General features: G+C 33.7%; 1 protein-coding gene. It reads left to right on the top strand.

Annotation, left to right across the window (positions count from 1 at the left end; all coding sequences use genetic code 11):
• Positions 1 to 358 (top strand): hypothetical protein (locus tag D7Y15_RS45100; RefSeq protein ID WP_199746086.1); only part of this gene is annotated, 358 nt, incomplete at its 5' end.
• Positions 359 to 424: the final 66 nt, after the last annotated feature.

Raw genomic sequence — 424 nt, 5'->3', positions numbered from 1 at the left:
GGTAAAAGACCGTTGTACTTTTTTAGCAGATTTTATTCAGCAATCTGTTTTCTTTTTCAAGCAACCGGAAAATATTGACGTTGCTGCTATAAAACCTAAATGGAATGAGCAGAAGAATTTATTCTTTGCTGAATTGATAAGGGCTTATGAATTAACTCAATTCTGGAAGCATGATGAATTAGAAAAAGAGTTTAAAGAAATTGCTGCTGTAAATGAAATAAAAGCAGGAGAATTAATGTTGCCGTTTCGCATAATGCTGGTGGGTGGCAAATTCGGCCCGCATGTTTTTAATATTGCAGAAGTGTTGGGCAAACAAGAAACACTAAGCAGAATAAAATATTGTTTGAAGTTATTGTAAAAAAAACAGACATTTATGGTAATACTCCTAAAGCTATGAGAAAACTCAACTGGCTGATTACCATAC

The organism is Corallococcus sp. AB030 (genome assembly GCF_003668965.1).
Lineage (GTDB): Bacteria > Myxococcota > Myxococcia > Myxococcales > Myxococcaceae > Corallococcus > Corallococcus exiguus.
Note: the sequence above shows the minus strand (reverse complement) of the source record. Positions and strands in the feature narration are given on the sequence as shown.